Genomic DNA, 19,608 nt, shown 5'->3' with positions numbered 1-19,608 from the left:
GCAGCTCTACTAGCTTTGACAATAAACTGGCGATTCTAACAGCCAGCAAAAAGATACACCAAGAGCTAGAGCCAGAATAATGAGTCTCGAGCAAAATTTTGTCCTGACTAAAGGCAACTAACAAATTTAATAATAAAGGAGGTGTATATTGTGCAATACAAAATTCAAACTTTACGCAAGTACCAGAGTGAAGCAAATTTATCAAATCTAGACAAAGCAATTTATATCAGTATTGACCGTTTAACAGTATTATTTGATACTGATAAGCAGAGTCTAAGAAAAATATATAGAGAATTAAGACATTCGCTTAATACTGTTATTCAAGCAATAAAAAATACTGAAAAAAACTCACGGTATTATCTTTCATCTCTAACCTCAACCCCAATAATTCTAATACACTAAAACTAGCTATCTAGTAACTTTATAAAGTTTTAAAACTACATAGTGCATCATAATAAAAACGGAAATGTATTAAAAAAACATGATATTTACCTCTAAGCTAAATTAACTATATCAAAGGCATAATACAAAATCTATATCATTTATTTTATTTTTCCCAACCAAAAAACCCACCCTCATGGGCAGGTTTCTGATTTGTATTGTTCAGCTAGATTAAGCTTTACCTTCTGAACCGAATACGTCGATACGTTCTTCAACTGATGCTTGGATAGCTTTTACACCGTCAGCCAAGAATTTACGTGGGTCGAAGAGTTTCTTCTTGTCGTATTCTGCTTCGTTTGCTTCGTAGTCACGAGCAAATTTACGAGTTGCGTTAGCGAATGCGATTTGGCATTCAGTGTTAACGTTAACTTTTGCAACACCAAGTTTGATAGCTGCTTGGATTTGGTCATCAGGGATACCTGAACCACCGTGCAATACGATTGGGAATCCTGGTACAGCTTCAGTCAATTTTTGCAAGTGGTCAAGGTGAAGACCTTTCCAGTTTGCAGGGTATGGACCGTGGATGTTACCGATACCAGCTGCCAAGAAGTCGATACCAGTTGCAACCATTGCTTTAGCATCTTCGATTGGAGCCAATTCACCATCACCGATGATTCCGTCTTCTTCACCACCGATAGTTCCAACTTCAGCTTCTACTGACACACCATTTGCGTGAGCAAATTCTACAACTTTACGAGCTTTTTCAAGGTTTTCTTCAACTGGAAGGTGTGAACCGTCAAACATGACTGAAGTGTAACCAACTTGAATACACTCAAGTGCATCTTCGTAGTGACCGTGGTCAAGGTGGATAGCTACTGGTACAGTGATACCCATTGACTCAACAAGGTTAGCGATCAAGTTGCGAGCAACTTTGTAACCACCCATGTATTTAGCAGCACCCATTGAAGTTTGGATCAAAACTGGAGCTTTTTTAGCTTCTGCTGCACGCAAGATAGCTTGAGTCCACTCAAGGTTGTTTGTGTTAAATCCACCAACTGCATAACCGTTGTCACGAGCTGCTTGGACAAATTTTTCTGCTGAAACGATTGCCATTTGTCAGGCCTCCTATATATTTTTTGGGACATCCCATTTACATTGTTCATTTTATCACTTTTTGATAAAAAAAGCTAGTTTTTCCCATACTTTAGATTGAATTTCTTCCAATCCAATCAATGTAACCCCTTTCTTACCCTTAGCCCTGAGTGACTTTGGGATAACGTATGAAGAAGGTCAAGCGATCATCTTGCATCTCAAAATGATAAGGTAATTTCTCATGTTCTAATAAACTTTTGACCACAAAGAGTCCCATCCCCGAACCCTTGGCCTTGCGACTAGCATTTTCAGAAAAAGACTGGGCCAATTTCTCTTGTTCTTCAGGACTACAGCTATTCTCGATAAAGAGTTCTCCTTCTCTCTCGCCGATACGAACCAAGCCACCTAGAGTGGAGTGCTTGATAGCATTGCTGATGAGATTCGATAATATCAGTTTCATAACAGATGGGTTTATGTAAGCCTGCTGATAAGTTAGGATAATGTCTATCTGAAGTTCTTTCTCCTTGGCGAGTAAAGTATAATCCTTGACCAGACTTTGCGTCATCTGAAGGAGGTCAACCTCTTCTTTCTCGTCTCGCAATTCCTGTACAGAAGAAAGAGACAATATCTGGAGAACGTGGTGACTGAGGTCATCCACAATCCCCAAGGCAACTCCCAGATAGTGGTCTCTATCCTTATAACGACCAATGTTTTCTTTCATATTTTCGATTAGGATTTTCAAACTAGCCAGTGGCGTTTTCAGTTCATGAGAAGCCCCTCGTAGGAACTCAACCTTCATCTTTTCCAGCTGGAGAATAGCTTCATTCTTGTCATGCAAGTCCGCAATAACTGTCAAAAGATGCTGGTAAAGGCTATTGATTTGTTCCTTGAGATCACCTATCTCATCCTTGGAATCCACACGTAATCGCACTTGAGCATCTAGGTCCATCATCCGACGGGTCACCCGCTTGATTTCCAAAATCGGGGCAACAATGGTCCGAGCATAAATGTAGGCCACCAAGAGGGAAATCAGAAAGGATGCCAACAAGGTATAGGGAAGAAATTGGAGACTAATCTGCTCTGCTTCTTTTTGCAAATCCATGGAAGACAGAAACTGGAGAGTCATAGTCCCACCATCTTGCGTTTTCACCTCACGCTCCTCGATAAAGAGGGAAGTAGTTTGACGGTCCGTGTCCAAGGGAAGGTTGTCCTTGACTTCTAACTTGTCCTCAGTCATCTCTCCCTTGACGGCCCCCTTGATATCACTAGTCTGGGAATACAAGTCTAATACTTGCTCGATACTTTGCCTATCCTTTCCTTCTAGGGACTGGGCAATGGCTGTCGCTTTCTGGCCAATGGTTTCCTGACGGTGGCTCAGATAAGTCGAGGGAAAGAGAAAATAAATGGCTAAATGAAGACAAATAACCAGAACACTAAAAATCGAGAAGGTATAGATAAAAATCTTTGTAAATAAACCTGTTCGTTTCATTTTCGCTCCAATTTATAACCAACATTGCGCACAGTGAGGATGCAATCCAAGTCTAGCTTTTTCCGCAGTTCCTTGATATAGACATCAATAACACGGTCAAAGGGGACCTCATCTGTCGCCTTCCAGACAGCATCGATAATCTGAGAACGAGTCAAGGCCCGGCCTTCATTTTTCACCAGATAGCCCAGAATTTCCAACTCCTTGGCATTAATGGCCACTTCTTCTCCTGCTAAGCTTGCACTATAGCTTTCAAAGTCCACCTTGGTATCCTTATAGGAGAAGATTCGTCCTGTATCGTAGTAGCGCTTGAAAATCGCGTCCACCCTTACTTTTAAAAGGGAGAGAGAAAAGGGTTTTTCCAGATAGCCATCTGCCAGAGAAGCAAAAGCACTCATCTTGTATTCCTCATCCTGAAAGGCGGTCAGCATCAAGACAGGAACCTGACTGGTCTTACGAATCTCAGCTAGGACTTCTAAACCATTGAGCTTGGGCATCTGGATATCCAGTAAAACCAGGGCTACTTCATAGCTGGAAAATTGCTCCAAGGCTTCTTGTCCGTCTGCTGATTCAATGGTCTCATAACCACAATCCGTCAAATAGTCACTAATCCCCTCACGGATCATCTCTTCATCTTCTACAATTAAAATTTTCATAGAAAAAACGTTTCACATTCCTTTAAATTTCTTTTAAATTATCTCAGTTTCCCCCTGATAGGAAGAAGCCTTATCAAGACGAAGCAGATAAAAACGCTACCTATATTATACCCCATTTAGGGGAGAATAGGTAGCAAGTTTTTTATTCGCTATCCAGCAAGAGTTCTTTTGGTTGTTTTCTAAGGAGATTGCTTGAGGCAAGCGCCATAACGAGAACCACCAGAACCAAGGCAAGGACAAAGACGATGATAAAGTCTGATGTCTGAATGGAAATGTCTAAGCTCGACAAGGTCTTGCTAAAGCCGTCTACTTCTGCACCACCACCAAGATTAGAGGCTTGAGCAGCCTTGCTGGCTTGCTTGGCAACACCTGAAGTGACATTGGCAAGAACAGTATTTCCGATGGCACGAGCTGTGTAGTTGGCTAGGAAGTAAGCAGAAACGAGAGCAGGGATGGCAATCAGGATCGATTCGGTGATAAATTGCCCCAAGATACTTGCCTGCTTGAGACCGATAGAGAGGAGGATTCCCACTTCCTTGCGGCGAGCGTTAATCCAAAGACTGAGCAAGAGGGCAAGGAGAAGGACTGAGAAGCTCAAGCTACCCCAGAAGAGGAGGTTGGCCATCTTGTACATACCAGAAATGGATTGCTCAAGAGCTGGGTAGTTAGAGGAGCTCTTCACAAGTGTGTAGCTCTTCCAGTTGATACCACTGATACCATTCAACTCTTTCATGACGTCATCCAAGTTCTTGTCTGCTGTTACAAAGAAGGTTGCGTCCCCATAAATAGCTGTATCTTCTGTGTATCCATAAAGTTTTGCAGCAGTGTGAATGTCTGTGATAGCTGTGTTTTCATAGAGTTCTTGTGAGTAGGTTACTGCAGACTTATTGTGCCCATCAAAGAGTCCCTTGATTGTAACTTCGACTGTTTCCTTGGCACCTTTTTCATTGTCTGCATCGTAGATATTGGAGTCTAGTTTGACCTTATCTCCGACTTTCCAACCGTGTTTAGCTGCCAAGTCCTTGTGCATGAGAATCTTGTCCTTGTCGTCGTTGGTTAGGTGCTCACCTTCAACCAGCTTATATGAGCCAGAGACAAACTTATCTTCTTTAGAGGAGTCATTGACACCTGTAATCATCAAACTGCTGCCAAACCGTTTGGCACGGTCTGCAGTGAGATTTTTCTTGGTTTCTGGCGTTTCGATGAGTTCATATCCAGTCAAATCTCCGATAGCGTTGATACGCTTAACATAAGACTCAATGGCTTTGTTTTCGGTGATTTTTTTGATATCCTCACCCTTGATATTCCCAGAACCACGTGGCGTTCCTTGATTGACGCGACGATTGATTTGCATGGAGAAACTATTGGTGATATTTTTAAAGGTCTCCTGAGAAGCCTTGGCAGTAGCTCCCTTGATCGACAAGCCGACCAAACTCAAGCTCGCCATGAGGAGAATAATCAGGAAGATAACAATCGATTTGAAAAACTTCCTTGTAACATAGGCAAATGCGTTGTGTAACATAGGTTCCCTTTCTAGATTTAATAATTCTATCAAAACAAGCTCATCTTATTTTGTAGTATTGCGAGTTTCAGTCAGTTTCTTGTCCTTCAATTCAAGTGTAATATCTGACGCTTGTGCCACTTCTTTACTGTGCGTAACAACGATGACACATTTACCTGTTTTCTCGGCAAGTGATTTGAGCAGTTCGATAATATCTCCAGCAGTTTTAGGGTCCAGATTTCCTGTTGGCTCATCAGCTAGAATAACTGGAGCTTCTGATACCAAACTGCGAGCGATGGCAACACGTTGTTGTTGACCACCTGATAACTGGAGAACATTCCGCTTGATCTGACTTTCATCCAAACCAAGCTCTAGAAGTGTATCCTTGCTTGCCTTTTTGTTGACCAAGCGGATATTTTCCAGTGGAGAAAGGTAATCAATCAAATTATAATTTTGAAAGACCAGAGAAATATGGTGCATGCGATGGTAAGAATAGCCTTTTTCGCGAATATCATTTCCTTCAAAGAGGATTGATCCTTCGACAGGACTATCTAGACCAGCAAGCAGAGACAAGAGAGTGGATTTTCCTGCTCCTGACTCACCAATGATACTATAAAATTTCCCGGGTTCAAAATTATACTTGATCTGATATAAAACTGCCTCAGCAGTGTTCTTATAACGGTAGGTAACATCTTGCAATTGTAATAAAGTCATGATTTCTCCTTCTTATACTCAATGAAAATCAAAGAGCAAACTAGGAAGCTAGCTGCAGGTTGCTCAAAGCACAGCTTTGAGGTTGCAGATAAAGCTGACGCGGTTTGAATTTGATTTTCGAAGAGTATTAACTAATAGATGATAAAATTTCCTTAGGTGATTTTCTAAATAAGAATAGGAAACAAAGGGCTACAGACAAGCAACTAATCAGTAGCAGAAAGACATAGGATTCTGCAAAGGATAGGAGACTAGTTGATAGACTGCTTGCTTTGGCCAGCGTGTCCTGTAAGGTTGCCTGATCTCCACTTGCTAGTACAGTTTGGAGTAGATAGGATGTGATGGCGTTTCCTGCAACAAATGCTGGAAGCAAAGCTCCAAGAGATACCAACATCACCTCTAAACAGAACTGTAGAAAGATCGAGCTCTTGCCTTTTCCAAGTGCGAGTAAAATTCCCACTTCGTAGACTCTTTCTCTCAACCAGAGAGACAAGACCAAAATTAAGGCTCCAGCTCCAGCTATCAACATCCCATAAAGGAAGATGGTTAGGAAGGTTTGGAAGGTTGCAACTGAGTCTTTGATTTGTTCAAAGGCCTTGTTTTCCTTCTCAACTTGGTAACCTTGACTTTCTAAAGCCAAGTTTTCCACCTGCTTCATGAGTCCGTCCATTTCCTTAGGATTTTCCACATAGAAGCGCGCTGCACTGACTTGCGGTTCACTATTTCCCAGAAGAGTTTGGCTACTTTCATAGTCTGTAAAGACTTGGTTTTCACTGAAGTCAGAAGACAAGCCTGTGAATTTCTCTTGTTTTTTACCAGAAAAGATGCCGACAATTTCAAACTCAACTGTTTGCCCTTTCCCAGCTTCGGACTGACCAACATCCAAGCGAATCTTGTCATGAAGCGAAAGACCGTTCTTCTTAGCCAACTCTTCGTGGATCAGGATTTTCTTGGAATCCCCTTTTTGAAGGTGTCGGCCTTCTTTTAGATTGAAAGCCGAACTAGTAAAGGTAACATCCTTGGATGAATCCTCAAGAGCCGTTAAGCTAACCAAGTTCTTGTCCGCAGCTGACAAGTCATCACGTTCTACGCTCTGCTCACCACTCACTGCTTCCTTGTCTTTCAGTTTTGCGACCGTCTCAAGTTCAGGAGAGACATTTTCCAGTCCCTTAATCTTGCTCACAGATGCTAGGTCCGATAACTTGAAGGTCTGACCGTTCTCTATCTTCTTAATAGAAAAAGAGGTATTGAGAGATTTGTACAGATTGCTTTCTACTGTTTTGTTGGACTTCATCAGAGTCAAACAGGCTGAAATTCCGGCCAATAGGACCAATAAAATCATAAATAAAATAAAACTTCTCAGTCGTTTTCTGCTGACATAAGCCCAAGCTCTTTGGATTGGATTCATTTGTCACCTCCATATTTGTAAGACTATTATAAAATCCAAATATGAAATGTTTATGAAATCGAAAAAACTTTTTGATTTATTTTTTGAAAAAATGAAGAAAGCTAGCAACTGCTAACTTTCCTCATATTAGAACACGTTTTACCAATCAAAAATCGATTCCATGCCATAAATGATAGTTCTTGATGCCAAGTTCTTCCGATAGTCGAACTGTACCTCTAGCCTTCTTTGGAAAAACAAAAAGAGCTAGCCAAAGCTAACTCTTACCCTATGCGGAGAGAGGGACTTGAACCCTCACGACCTAAAGCGGTCACAGGATCCTTAGTCCTGCGCGTCTGCCAATTCCGCCATCCCCGCGTCGATTACTTTACTAGTATATCAACTTTCAAAATCTTTGTCAACACTTTTTCAGATTTTTTTCATTTTTCCAAGGGAATCATTCTTTAATTTCAGCCAAATTTTCATCCAACAATTTGGCTCCCAGAGTATTCTTAAAATGTCCAAGAGCAAACTGATGATTTTCTGGCCAGATAGAGGCAACCGCAGGCTTGACAATCTCGATTTGATAACCTAGATTATAAGCATCAATAGCCGTATGAAGAACACAAATATCCGTCAAAACACCTGTTAAAATAACAGTATCAACCCGACGTTCCCGCAAACGAATATCAAGATCCGTTCCTGAAAATGCTGAATAGTGACGCTTGTCCATCCAAAAGACGCGACTATCCGCCTCATGCTCAGCATAAAAGTCAGCTAGGGGGCCATAAAGGTTGCGACCACTAGTTCCAATGATGTTGTGAGGTGGGAAAAGTTTACTCTCAGGATGAAAATCATCTCCATCCTCATGAGCATCAATGGTGAAGAAAACATAGTCTCCACGATCAAAAGCCAGTCTAGTCACCTGAGCAATCGCCTCAGAAATGGCTTGAGCAGGAGCACCTGCTGTCAATTTTCCCTGATCTGCTACAAAATCCTCTGTATAGTCAATTGAGATTAAAGCCTTTGCCATTAGTAGTCCCTCTTTTTCACTTCCTCAAAGATATCTGAAATCAATACCTTGAGATAGGTTCCTTTCATTCCTAGTGAACGGCTTTCAATAATTCCTGCCGACTCTAGCTTACGGAGAGCATTGACGATCACTGAGCGCGTGATACCGATACGGTCTGCAATGACAGATGCAGTCAATTGTCCTTCATTTCCATTTAGCTCAGATAAAATAGCTGAAACAGCACGAAGTTCTGAGTAGGAGAGGGTATTGACTGCCATAGTTACAGCAGTACGGCGACGGATATTTTTCTCATCTTCTTCACGTTGGAAGTTCAAGAGTTGAATCCCTACCACTGTACTCGCAATCTCAACAAGAATCAAATCCTCATCTTCAAATTTCTTATCATTGCGCCAAATAATCAAGGAACCTAGGCGAATCCCTGATACATGAATGGGAGCAATGGTTGTCAAACCATCTGGAAAATCTGCACGACTCTCTACAGGGAAAATGGTCAAATCATGTTCAATAGGAAGATTGGCTTCCGTATCATAGATCATATTTGCCCCTTGTACATAGTCATCTGGGAACGTCTTGGTTTGGAAAAACTGCTCTACGCGATCGGTATTAGTTTTATAGCGCATAAAATAGCCCAAAAGTCGTCCCTTGCTATTGACAATACAGGCATTGCAATCAATAATGTCTGCTAGTTGACGTGTAATGGCATTGTATGGAAGTTCATCCTGCATTTGCTCTTCAGAGCGTTTTAAAATTGATGTAATTTTTCTTGTTTTTTCTAATAAATGTGCCATTTTTCACCTCGCATTTAATCGCTATCATTATAACATAAAGAACCTGAAATTTCAATAATTATCTGAAAATTGCTTATTGAATTGCAATTTTTAAAAGCAAAAATATTTTATAAAAATAGCAATTTTTTATTGACATTCCGTTTTAATTTTTATATAATAATATTATAAGAAGATGGATTAAAGTTCCCCTTCCCATCTCACCTTTCCTTTACTTTTATACATCTTCTTTTACTATCGGTCTCCTTATATAAAAAAGCGATTCATTTTGAATCGCTTTTTCTTATTTATCGCCCTTGTTACGAATAACAAATCCTGTTTTCTTTTCGCTTGAAGTGTTGCGAGGTTTTTTATTGTCTTTATTACGGTAACGTTTGTCTTTATCAAAACGGTCGTTTCCACGACTACCTTTCTTGAACTCATCACGACGACCATTGCCACGGCGATCACGGTCTCGACGGTCGTCTCCACGACGGCCTCCTCGACCTCCCTTAGCTTTGCCACCAAAGCCATTACCTGATGGTTTAAATGGCAGTGGTTTTTCACGCGCAATCTCCACTTCAGGAAGGCTGTCTGGATCTTGGACTGTCAGGCTCAAGATATACATAGCCAGTTCTTCTGGACTAAATTCGGCAGCTAACTTACGAGCATCTTTAGCAAATTTCTCAAAGTTACCACGAATAGTTTCATCCGCAAAATCGCGTTCGATTTTCTTGAGGGCGACTTGCTTTTTAGCTTGGAAGGCTTCGTCTGCACTAGCAGGTTTGAGACCTTTCATACGTTTCTTAGTCAAGTTTTCGATGATTTGGAGATAACCCATTTCATTTGGTGCTACGAAAGTAATAGACTGACCTGACTTACCAGCACGACCTGTACGACCGATACGGTGAACATAACTTTCAGGATCTTGTGGAATATCGTAGTTGTAGACATGGGTCACACCTGAAATATCCAAACCACGCGCTGCTACGTCCGTCGCAACTAGAACATCAAGGTTCCCATTTTTAAAATCACGAAGGACGCGGAGACGTTTATTTTGGTCCAAATCTCCATGAATCCCTTCTGCACGGAAGCCACGGATTTTAAGACCACGAGTCAATTCATCCACACGGCGTTTGGTACGACCAAATACAATAGCAAGCTCTGGTTGTTCAACATCCATGAGACGGGTCATGGTGTCAAATTTTTCTTGTTCCTTGACACGGATATAGTACTGGTCCACCAGTTCTGTTGTCAATTCCTTGGCAGCAATCTTGACATGTTCAGGGTCTTTCATAAACTGAACACCGATACGTTTAATAGCATCTGGCATGGTTGCTGAAAAGAGCAAGGTTTGACGATTTGCAGGAACACGAGAGATAATGGCTTCGATGTCTTCAAGGAAGCCCATGTTGAGCATTTCATCCGCTTCGTCAAGGATAAGAGTTTCAATGTCTTGTAATTTCAAGGCCTTGCGTTTAATCAAGTCCAAGAGACGGCCTGGTGTTCCGACCACGATGTGGGCACCCGATTTAAGGGCCTTGATTTGTTTCTCAATACTTGAACCACCGTAAACTGAACGAACTTTCACTCCCTTGCTACGGCCAAAGCGGAACAATTCTTCTTGACTTTGAACAGCGAGTTCACGAGTTGGAGCGATGACCAAGGCTTGGATGGTTGCTTCTTCTGTACGGATTTTTTCAAGGGTTGGCAAGCCAAAGGCTGCGGTTTTCCCTGTACCAGTCTGAGCTTGACCGATAACGTCTTTTCCTTCGAGAGCCAATGGAATGGTTTGTTCTTGGATAGGACTGGCTTCTACAAATCCAGCTTTTTCAATCTCTGCTAGCAATTCAGCAGACAAGTTAAATTCATTAAATTTCACGTTATTCTTCTTTCTAAAGGTGGTGCGAAGCCACCCTATAGGGCTTTAGTTTATACTTTTCTTTTCATGACGTATCTTCTTCAAAACGAGATACCGTGTTGCTTCTTTTCCACGAAAGAAAAGTACGAGTTTCTTTGCAACCTATCTAGTATAACACAAGAGCGAGGCAAAAGATAGTAGAATCCATTAGGAAAATCATGTAAACGATTTTCTAGCAGTAAAGTGGCATGAAAGTTGTTTATCAAAGAATTTGAAGGGAGCATTTCAAGCTCACTTCATTTCCCGTAGCAGAATTGTGCAAAAGTTTTTTTCTTGTGCTAGAATGAAATTCGAATAGGAGGACTATAAATGTTAACATATGATTTGATCGTTATTGGATTTGGTAAAGCTGGGAAGACACTAGCTGGTAAATTGGCTTCAGCTGGCAAAAAAGTTGCCCTAGTTGAACGTAGCAAAGCTATGTACGGTGGAACTTGTATCAACATCGGATGTATCCCAACTAAAACCTTGCTAGTTGCTGCTGAGAAGGACTTGTCTTTTGAAGAAGTCATTGCTACCAAAAATACCATCACTAGTCGCCTCAATGGTAAAAACTATGCTACTGTTGCGGGTACAGGTGTGGATATCTTTGATGCGGAAGCACACTTCCTTTCAAACAAAGTCATCGAAATCCAAGCTGGTGATGAAAAACAAGAACTGACTGCTGAAACTATCGTTATCAACACTGGTGCTGTTTCAAACGTCTTGCCAATCCCTGGACTTACTACAAGTAAGAATGTCTTTGACTCAACAGGTATCCAAAACTTGGACAAATTGCCTGAAAAACTCGGTGTCCTTGGTGGTGGAAATATCGGTCTTGAATTTGCTGGCCTTTACAACAAACTTGGTAGCAAGGTTACAGTCCTAGATGCCTTGGATACTTTCCTACCTCGAGCAGAACCTTCCATCGCAGCTCTTGCTAAACAATACATGGAAGAAGACGGCATTGAATTGCTTCAAAACATCCGTACTACTGAAATCAAAAACGACGGTGACCAAGTCCTTGTCGTAACTGAAAACGAAACTTACCGCTTCGATGCCCTTCTCTACGCAACTGGACGTAAGCCAAACGTAGAACCACTTCAACTTGAAAATACGGATATTGAACTAACTGAGCGTGGTGCTATCAAGGTCGACAAACACTGTCAAACAAACGTTCCTGGTGTCTTTGCAGTTGGAGATGTCAACGGTGGACCTCAATTTACCTACATTTCACTTGATGACTTCCGTGTTGTCTACAGCTACCTTGCTGGAGATGGCAGCTACACACTTGAAGACCGTCTCAATGTGCCAAACACTATGTTCATCACACCTGCACTTTCACAAGTTGGCTTGACTGAAAGCCAAGCAGCTGATTTGAAACTTCCATACGCCGTGAAGGAAATCCCTGTTGCTGCAATGCCTCGTGGTCACGTAAATGGCGACCTTCGCGGAGCTTTCAAAGCGGTTGTCAATACTGAAACTAAAGAGATTCTTGGTGCAACTATCTTCTCAGAAGGTTCACAAGAGATCATCAACATCATCACTGTTGCTATGGACAACAAAATCCCTTACACTTACTTTACAAAACAAATCTTCACTCACCCAACCTTGGCTGAGAATTTGAATGACTTGTTTGCGATTTAAGTTGAGACTTCTTGGTATCTCACAGCCCTCATCGGGCTGTTTTTGTTTCTGCGAAATCTCAAATCTATCTTTTCCCTCTTTTATGATATAATGTCCAAACTTTACTTAGCAGTCCTAATTATATATTGAGTCTCAGGTCACTCTTTCAAATATCAGCAATACATATGACTTTGAATAACTCGCTTCAGCTCATCGTTTTATGGGTAATTTAAAAAATATATTTTGCAATGATTGTTTCATGCCTAATTAGTAAATTATCCACTCTTTGCGCGGGTCGTATGTGTATTCTCATCGTTTGTGGAAAGGTTTTACCGTTTGCCAATTGATGGCTAAGTCGATATATTTTTTCTTCTTAAATATTTTCCAAATTATTTAATCTTTTTAAAGATAAGAATCACTTTCTAATCAATTAAAGGATACTTCAAATTTCTTCATTCTTGATAATATGAGCAATACTCTGCAAAATGTTTAAACCTTATCATTGTAAAAAATATCGAAAGAAATCCCATATTACATTAGTATATATTTGGTATGGGATGAAATTGACTTTCGAAAACATTAACTATATAATGTCTGTAAACAAGAAATAACGAGGTAACGATTATGAATAAAACAGAATTACTGTTACAAAGACTAGATGATATTGGTCAGTCTCTAAAAGATTCTAGACAAGCACTAGCTTTGCTGGCACTTGGTTCTTGCGGAGTAGAAAGAGACCGATTGGATCAATACTCAGATTTGGATTTTTTTGTTATTGTAAAAGATGGCTACAAGCAGGCCTATATACAGGATCTAACTTGGTTAAGTAATCTAGAACCAATTGCATTTCACTACCAAAATACAGTGGACGGACATAAAGTTCTATTTGAAGATGATGTTTTTTGTGAATTTGCTGTCTTTGAAGCTCATGAACTAGTAAACATTCCCTTCGCTGAAGGCAAGATTGTCTGGAAGGAGGTCGGTTTTGATGAAACAATCTGCCAGCCACAAAGATTGCCATCAAAAGAAAATAGAGACCGTGAATGGCTGTTGGGAGAAATTTTATGCAATCTATATATAGGACTAGGTCGCTATCAACGAGGGGAAAAATTGGCTGCTTATGATTTCATCCAAAACAGATCTGTCAAGCTCTGGACTGAACTAATCAATTTGGAAAAAACTTCTAAATCTAATTTTATAGATATTTTTAACAGCAACAGACGATTTGAAAAAGGTTATCCAAATGAAGCCAAACAATTACCCTACTTTTTGCAAGGTTACGAACGAATTTCTGAATCTGCTCAGGCACTCCTAGAATATCTTGATAAACACTATCCTCTTAACGCATTTATAAAAGAAAAAATTCGTAATTTATTATAAAAGAGACTTCCCAAAAAATGATCTAAATCCCAAAAGTTAGGTATCTTTGTCAGCTATAGTAGATTAATGAAATTTTAAAACCTGTAGAGGATAATCGATGTCCTCTCCTTTCTTATGTTCAGAGTGAGAAAGATTTATTTCTTAAAGTTGCCAAAGTTATCAAATCCAAAGATATTGTATTTGATTGGTTTGGTTTAATCAGAACCTAAAAAGCACTTCTAAGGTTACTTCTTTAGTTGATCTTAGAGGTTACTTTAGTTATTGGACTGCTGGGCGCAGTATGATATAATAGAAACATGAAATTAAAAACTACTTTGGGCCTCCTAGCTGGGCGTTCATCTCACTTCATCTTGAGCCATCTTGGCCGTGGAAGTACGCTACCTGGAAAACTCGCCCTTCAATTCGATAAAGATATTTTACAAAATCTAGCCAAAAACTACGAGATTGTCGTGGTTACTGGAACCAATGGAAAAACCCTGACAACTGCCCTGACTGTCGGCATTTTAAAAGAAGTCTATGGTCAGGTTCTTACTAACCCGAGCGGTGCCAACATGATTACAGGGATTACGACAACCTTCTTGACTGCAAAATCTTCAAAAACTGGGAAAAATATTGCTGTCCTCGAAATTGACGAGGCCAGTCTATCTCGTATCTGTGACTACATCCACCCTAGCCTTTTTGTCATCACTAACATTTTCCGTGACCAGATGGACCGCTACGGTGAGATTTACACAACTTATAACATGATTTTGGATGCCATTCGTAAGGTGCCTACGGCTACTGTTCTCCTCAATGGTGACAGTCCACTTTTCTACAAACCAGCAATTCCAAATCCTGTACAGTATTTTGGTTTTGACTTGGAAAAAGGACCAGCCAAACTAGCTCACTACAATACCGAAGGTATTCTCTGCCCCGACTGTCAAAGTATTCTGAAATATGAACTCAATACTTATGCCAACTTGGGAGCCTATATCTGTGAAAATTGTGGTTGCAAACGACCCGACTTGGACTACCGTCTGACAGACTTGGTTGAGTTGACCAACAATCGCTCTCGTTTTGTCATTGACGGACAAGAATACGGAATCCAAATCGGTGGACTTTACAACATCTACAATGCCCTTGCTGCGGTTGCCATTGCCCGCTTCCTCGGTGCAAATTCACAACGGATTAAGCAGGGATTTGACAAGAGTCGCGCTGTCTTTGGACGCCAAGAAACCTTCCATATCGGTGATAAGGAATGTACCCTTGTCCTCATCAAGAATCCAGTCGGTGCAACCCAAGCTATCGAAATGATCAAACTAGCACCTTATCCATTTAGCCTATCTGTCCTTCTCAATGCCAACTATGCAGACGGAATTGACACTAGCTGGATCTGGGATGCGGACTTTGAACAAATCACTGACATGGACATTCCTGAAATCAACGCAGGCGGTGTTCGTCATTCTGAAATCGCTCGCCGTCTACGGGTGACAGGATACCCAGCTGAGAAAATCACTGAAACAAGTAATCTGGAGCAAGTTCTCAAGACCATTGAGAACCAAGATTGTAAGCATGCCTATATCCTAGCAACCTATACTGCTATGCTGGAATTCCGCGAACTGCTGGCTAGTCGTCAGATTGTTAGAAAGGAGATGAACTAATGGTTTATACTTCACTTTCCTCAAAAACTGGCAATTACCCTTATCAGCTCAACATCGCCCACCTCTACGGAAATCTCATGAATACCTATGGGGACAATGGAAACATCCTCATGCTCAAGTATGTGGCTGAAAAACTGGGAGCTCATGTGACGGTTGACATCGTTTCTCTCCACGATGACTTTGACGAAAACCACTACGATATCGCCTTTTTCGGTGGGGGACAAGACTTTGAACAGAGTATTATCGCTGGAGACCTTCCTGCTAAAAAAGAGAGCATTGACAACTATATCCAAAACAACGGTGTCGTTCTAGCTATCTGCGGTGGTTTCCAACTTTTAGGTCAATATTATGTGGAGGCTTCAGGCAAGCGCATCGAAGGTCTAGGGGTCATGGGCCACTATACCCTCAACCAGACCAATAATCGCTTTATCGGTGACATCAAGATTCACAATGAAGATTTCGATGAAACCTACTATGGATTTGAAAATCACCAAGGGCGCACCTTCCTCTCGGATGATCAAAAGCCACTCGGCCAAGTTATTTACGGAAATGGAAACAACGAAGAAAAGGTCGGCGAAGGGGTTCACTATAAGAATGTCTTTGGTTCCTACTTCCACGGACCTATCCTCTCTCGTAATGCCAATCTAGCTTATCGCCTGGTCACTACTGCGCTCAAGAAGAAATACGGTCAGGATATCCAACTCCCTGCCTATGAGGATATTCTCAGCCAAGAAATCGCTGAAGAATATAGTGATGTGAAAAGCAAGGCTGACTTTTCTTAAACCAAGGAAAATCATATCAAAGAACTCCGCTATCTTGTCGGAGTTCTTTTTTGCTTGCTCTTTTACCCTTCTCCCTTGCATTTTCTCTCATTTTTTGCCAAAATAGAGGGGTAGAAAGAAGGTAGCATATGTCTAAATTACAACAAATCGTAACATATCTTGAATCAGAAAAACTAGACGTCGCTGTCGTATCTGACCCCGTCACTATCAATTACCTCACTGGCTTTTACAGTGAGCCTCATGAACGCCAAATGTTCCTTTTTGTCCTAGCGGATCAGGAGCCTCTCCTCTTTGTTCCAGCCCTTGAAGTAGAACGTGCAAGTAGCACCGTTTCCTTCCCAGTTGTGGGCTATGTGGATTCTGAAAATCCTTGGCAAAAAATCAAAAACGCTTTGCCTCAGCACGACTTCAAACGTGTCGCTGTTGAGTTTGACAACCTCATCTTAACCAAGTATCATGGTTTGAAAACGGTCTTTGAAACTGCTGAGTTTGAAAACCTCACTCCTCGTATCCAACGCATGCGCCTCATCAAATCAGCTGATGAAGTCCAAAAAATGATGGTTGCAGGTCTCTATGCTGATAAAGCTGTAAAAGTTGGTTTTGATAATATCTCTCTTGATAAAACAGAGACAGATATCATCGCCCAAATCGACTTCTCCTTAAAACGTGAAGGCTATGAAATGAGTTTTGATACCATGGTCTTGACTGGTGACAATGCTGCAAATCCACACGGAATTCCTGGTGCAAACAAGGTCGAAAAAGATGCCCTTCTCCTCTTTGACCTGGGTGTTATGGTCAATGGCTACGCATCAGATATGACTCGTACAGTCGCTGTCGGAAAACCAGACCAATTCAAGAAAGATATTTACAACTTGACCCTTGAAGCCCAACAAGCTGCCCTTGACTTTATCAAACCTGGTGTGACTGCTCATGAAGTAGACCGCGCTGCCCGTGAAGTCATCGAAAAAGCTGGTTACGGTGAGTACTTCAACCACCGTCTCGGTCACGGTATCGGTATGGATGTCCACGAATTCCCATCTATCATGGAAGGAAACGACATGGTCATCGAAGAAGGCATGTGCTTCTCTGTTGAACCAGGTATCTATATCCCTGGTAAAGTCGGCGTTCGTATCGAAGACTGTGGTGTTGTTACCAAGGATGGCTTTGACCTCTTTACAAGCACCAGCAAAGACTTGCTTTATTTTGATTAATATTCTTCGAAAATCTTCCCACAATAAAACGCATAATATCAAGGTTTTTCAACACCTGATATTATGCGTTTTTCTGATTTTTAAAACTTTTCTCCAGCCGCTTTACTTAATTTTCTTAATACTCTGACTAAGCACAAACCCTACAACCATTCCCACGATATTTTGCAGGAAGTTTGGTAGGATTTCTGGTAGGGCTGCTGCCCAGCCATTCATCAAAGTTGAACCCAAGGCGTAGCCCCCTACCATGGCAATCGTTGCTAAGATAAGGCCTAGCCACTGAGTTTTTCCTTTAAATCCTGCGAAAAATCCCTGCAAGCCATGGTTGACCAAGCTAAAGAACATCCACTGTGGATAGCCTGATAAGAGATCAATCAAGAAACCTGCTAGTCCTCCAACGACAGCCCCCTCTTTACTGCCAAAGTAAAAGGCTGCAAAGAAGACACCCGCATCTAAGAGAGTTAGAATGCCTGTTGGCGTTGGAATTTTCAAGAAATAACCTAGAACCACAGAAAGGGCGGTTAATAGAGATACAAGGGCGATTTTAGTTGTTTTTGTTTGCTTCATATTGTCTTACTCCATATTGATCTGCTTGTGCAATAGCACGGTAAACGAAAGCTTTAGAACTCTCTACTGCTGGTAAAAGTTCATCCCCTTTAACCAAGCGACTGGCGATGCTTGAGGCAAAGGTACAACCTGCACCAGCATTTTGGCCTTGAATGACTGGGTTTTCTAGAACAGTGAAAGTTTGTCCATCATAAAAGACATCTACAGCTTTGTCCTGACTAAGGCGATTGCCCCCCTTGATAATAACTGCTGGCGCTCCTAATTCATGCAATTTCTGCGCTGCAACTTTCATATCTTCCAAGGTTTTAATCTCTTGATCAGCTAACAATTCTGCTTCAGGAAGATTTGGTGTAATCACACTGACACGAGGGAAAAAGCGAATCAACTCTTGACAGAGTTCACTGACAGCCACATCATGCGTTTCCTTGCAGACCAAAACGGGGTCCAATACCACAGGAACTCCCAGACGTTGCTTGATAAAGTCCAAGGCTTTCTCAGCCACACTGACAGTAGGGAGAAGACCAATCTTGATTCCCGCAAAATCCACGTCACGCAAACTATCTAATTCATGTTGAAAAATGGCGTCATCTGTTGGAAAGACTTCAAATCCCTTTTCTGTCAAGGCCGTCAAACAAGTCACTGCTACAAAACCATGCAAGCCGTTCAAGGTATAGGTAGCAAGATCGGCTGATAAACCACCACCACTAAAAATATCATTCCCAGAAAGGGCTAAAATACGATTATTCCTCATAACGAATCTCCTTTAAATACAAGCCATTCGGTGCCGCAGTGGGACCTGCAAACTGCCTGTCCTTCTTCTCCAAAATCAAGTCAATCTGCTCAACTGGCATTCGGTTATTTCCAATTTTGAGCAGCGTCCCCACCATATTGCGAATCTGCTTATACAAGAAGCCATTTCCAGAAAATGTAAAGGTCAAAAACTGCCCTGTCTCATCGACTGTTAAACTCGCTTCTGTAATGGTCCGAACCTTGTCCTCTACACTAGTCCCAGAGGCTGTAAAACCGGTGAAATCATGGGTTCCCTCTAGCTTTTTGATTGCCATCTGCATGCATTCCACATCGAGGGGATAGGGAAAGTGAGTGGCATAGTGACGGCGCATAGGATTTTTGGGACGCCCTCTATCCACGATAAACTCATAGGTCTTGCTATGTTTTGCATAACGGCAATGAAAATCATCTTCCACAAGCTCAATTGAAATCACATCGATATCTTCTGGAGACTGGGTATCCAGAGCAAAACGGAGTTTTTCCTCATCCATCTGATAGGGCAGATCAAAATGAATCACCTGTCCCAAAGCATGGACCCCACTATCCGTCCTACCAGCACCGTGAACAGCGATGGCTTGCCCCTTATTGAGTCTCGTTAAGGTTTTTTCGATTTCCTCTTGAACGCTCCGCGCATGAGGCTGGCGCTGAAAACCAGCAAATGCATAGCCGTCATAAGAAATGATTGCTTTATATCTTGTCATGTGTCTA

At 41.5% G+C, this 19,608-nt stretch carries 17 protein-coding genes and 1 tRNA gene; 5 read left to right on the top strand and 13 right to left on the bottom strand.

The window, feature by feature from the left end:
* Positions 1-612: 612 nt before the first annotated feature.
* From HT680_RS01355 to HT680_RS01310, 10 genes are all read right to left on the bottom strand, one after another.
* Positions 613-1,494: a class II fructose-bisphosphate aldolase gene (locus tag HT680_RS01355; protein WP_001019005.1), complete on the bottom strand. Its 882-nt coding sequence runs from the start codon at positions 1,492-1,494 to the stop codon at positions 613-615.
* Between the two features lie 139 nt (positions 1,495-1,633).
* On the bottom strand, positions 1,634-2,962 hold the full coding sequence (gene vncS / locus HT680_RS01350; protein ID WP_173257689.1) for a sensor histidine kinase VncS: 1,329 nt from the start codon (positions 2,960-2,962) through the stop codon (positions 1,634-1,636).
* Complete coding sequence (vncR, locus tag HT680_RS01345) at positions 2,959-3,615, bottom strand: response regulator transcription factor VncR (RefSeq protein ID WP_173257687.1); 657 nt, start codon at positions 3,613-3,615, stop codon at positions 2,959-2,961. The genes vncS and vncR overlap by 4 nt, the downstream gene beginning before the upstream one ends.
* A gap of 142 nt (positions 3,616-3,757) precedes the next feature.
* Positions 3,758-5,137, bottom strand: coding sequence for an ABC transporter permease subunit Vex3 (gene vex3, locus HT680_RS01340; RefSeq protein WP_000903005.1), 1,380 nt, complete (start codon positions 5,135-5,137; stop codon positions 3,758-3,760).
* Positions 5,138-5,182: 45 nt separating this feature from the next.
* Positions 5,183-5,830, bottom strand: a complete 648-nt coding sequence (gene vex2 / locus HT680_RS01335; RefSeq protein WP_061417316.1) for an ABC transporter ATP-binding subunit Vex2 — start codon at positions 5,828-5,830, stop codon at positions 5,183-5,185.
* 127 nt (positions 5,831-5,957) lie between these two features.
* Positions 5,958-7,235, bottom strand: coding sequence for an ABC transporter permease (locus HT680_RS01330; protein WP_173257685.1), 1,278 nt, complete (start codon positions 7,233-7,235; stop codon positions 5,958-5,960).
* Between the two features lie 268 nt (positions 7,236-7,503).
* A tRNA-Leu gene (locus HT680_RS01325) sits at positions 7,504-7,589 on the bottom strand.
* A 79-nt stretch (positions 7,590-7,668) separates the two neighbouring features.
* Positions 7,669-8,244, bottom strand: a complete 576-nt coding sequence (locus tag HT680_RS01320) for an isochorismatase family cysteine hydrolase (RefSeq protein WP_173257683.1) — start codon at positions 8,242-8,244, stop codon at positions 7,669-7,671.
* On the bottom strand, positions 8,244-9,032 hold the full coding sequence (gene codY, locus HT680_RS01315) for a GTP-sensing pleiotropic transcriptional regulator CodY (protein ID WP_004243007.1): 789 nt from the start codon (positions 9,030-9,032) through the stop codon (positions 8,244-8,246). Before codY ends, HT680_RS01320 begins: the two co-directional genes overlap by 1 nt.
* A gap of 280 nt (positions 9,033-9,312) precedes the next feature.
* Positions 9,313-10,890 (bottom strand): DEAD/DEAH box helicase, encoded by a 1,578-nt coding sequence (locus tag HT680_RS01310; RefSeq protein ID WP_173257681.1) that lies wholly within the window; start codon positions 10,888-10,890, stop codon positions 9,313-9,315.
* A 348-nt stretch (positions 10,891-11,238) separates the two neighbouring features.
* Between HT680_RS01310 and HT680_RS01305 the strand changes: the two genes are divergently transcribed.
* The 5 genes from HT680_RS01305 to HT680_RS01285 all read left to right on the top strand — a co-directional run bounded on the left by HT680_RS01305 (position 11,239) and on the right by HT680_RS01285 (position 17,547).
* Positions 11,239-12,555, top strand: a complete 1,317-nt coding sequence (locus HT680_RS01305; protein ID WP_173257679.1) for an FAD-containing oxidoreductase — start codon at positions 11,239-11,241, stop codon at positions 12,553-12,555.
* Between the two features lie 603 nt (positions 12,556-13,158).
* Positions 13,159-13,914 carry a hypothetical protein gene (locus HT680_RS01300; protein ID WP_173257677.1) on the top strand — a complete coding sequence of 252 codons (756 nt, stop codon included), beginning with the start codon at positions 13,159-13,161 and terminating at the stop codon, positions 13,912-13,914.
* Between the two features lie 296 nt (positions 13,915-14,210).
* A complete protein-coding gene (gene murT / locus HT680_RS01295) occupies positions 14,211-15,554 on the top strand; it encodes a lipid II isoglutaminyl synthase subunit MurT (RefSeq protein ID WP_173257675.1) in 1,344 nt (447 codons plus the stop codon).
* On the top strand, positions 15,554-16,336 hold the full coding sequence (gene gatD, locus HT680_RS01290) for a lipid II isoglutaminyl synthase subunit GatD (RefSeq protein WP_173257673.1): 783 nt from the start codon (positions 15,554-15,556) through the stop codon (positions 16,334-16,336). The genes murT and gatD overlap by 1 nt, the downstream gene beginning before the upstream one ends.
* A 128-nt stretch (positions 16,337-16,464) precedes the next feature.
* On the top strand, positions 16,465-17,547 hold the full coding sequence (locus HT680_RS01285; protein WP_000040946.1) for a Xaa-Pro peptidase family protein: 1,083 nt from the start codon (positions 16,465-16,467) through the stop codon (positions 17,545-17,547).
* Positions 17,548-17,649: 102 nt separating this feature from the next.
* Here the strand turns inward: HT680_RS01285 and HT680_RS01280 are convergent, their stop codons facing one another.
* Genes HT680_RS01280 through truA form a run of 3 tightly spaced genes read right to left on the bottom strand, consistent with a single transcriptional unit; the run spans position 17,650 to position 19,601 of the window.
* Entirely contained in the window at positions 17,650-18,111 is a 462-nt protein-coding gene (locus tag HT680_RS01280) for an ECF transporter S component (RefSeq protein WP_084975810.1), read from the bottom strand.
* Positions 18,089-18,862: a bifunctional hydroxymethylpyrimidine kinase/phosphomethylpyrimidine kinase gene (locus HT680_RS01275; RefSeq protein WP_173257671.1), complete on the bottom strand. Its 774-nt coding sequence runs from the start codon at positions 18,860-18,862 to the stop codon at positions 18,089-18,091. The genes HT680_RS01280 and HT680_RS01275 overlap by 23 nt, the downstream gene beginning before the upstream one ends.
* On the bottom strand, positions 18,852-19,601 hold the full coding sequence (gene truA, locus HT680_RS01270) for a tRNA pseudouridine(38-40) synthase TruA (protein ID WP_084975808.1): 750 nt from the start codon (positions 19,599-19,601) through the stop codon (positions 18,852-18,854). The genes HT680_RS01275 and truA overlap by 11 nt, the downstream gene beginning before the upstream one ends.
* Between the last annotated feature and the right edge of the window lie 7 nt (positions 19,602-19,608).

The organism is Streptococcus sp. 5905, from assembly GCF_013276505.1.
Taxonomy (GTDB): domain Bacteria; phylum Bacillota; class Bacilli; order Lactobacillales; family Streptococcaceae; genus Streptococcus.
The sequence above is the reverse complement of the archived record's forward strand: the minus strand, read 5'-3'. Positions and strand labels throughout refer to the sequence as shown.